Origin of the sequence: Erwinia sp. PsM31, assembly GCF_030433775.1 — a bacterium.
GTDB classification, from domain to species: Bacteria; Pseudomonadota; Gammaproteobacteria; order Enterobacterales; family Enterobacteriaceae; genus Erwinia; species Erwinia aeris.
This window is the reverse complement of record NZ_JARUWZ010000083.1, coordinates 1-300: the sequence shown is the minus strand read 5'-3', so window position 1 is coordinate 300 and position 300 is coordinate 1. Positions and strand designations below refer to the sequence as shown.

The 300-nt window shown below is 50.3% G+C and carries 1 other RNA gene; it reads right to left on the bottom strand.

What is annotated here, in order from left to right:
- Nucleotides 1-110: 110 nt before the first annotated feature.
- Nucleotides 111-234: non-coding RNA, RtT sRNA (locus QCD69_RS22555), on the bottom strand.
- Between the last annotated feature and the right edge of the window lie 66 nt (nucleotides 235-300).

The following is a 300-nucleotide window of genomic DNA, read 5'->3' as shown; positions in this document are numbered from 1 at the left end:
CCTGCGACCAATTGATTAAAAGTCAACTGCTCTACCAACTGAGCTAACGACCCGCTGTGTACTGCCTGCCGCTTAATGTCTGTTTCTTGCATCAGATACCACTTAAAAAGTGGTGGGTCGTGCAGGATGACTCGGCGTCCCTCGGCCTGACGGCCCGTTGCTTATGGCAACGTTGTTTCGCTTTGCTCAACCGAACCTGCTGCAGGTTCACATCCTTCACGTCTTGCATCAGATACCACTTAAAAAGTGGTGGGTCGTGCAGGATTCGAACCTGCGACCAATTGATTAAAAGTCAACTGC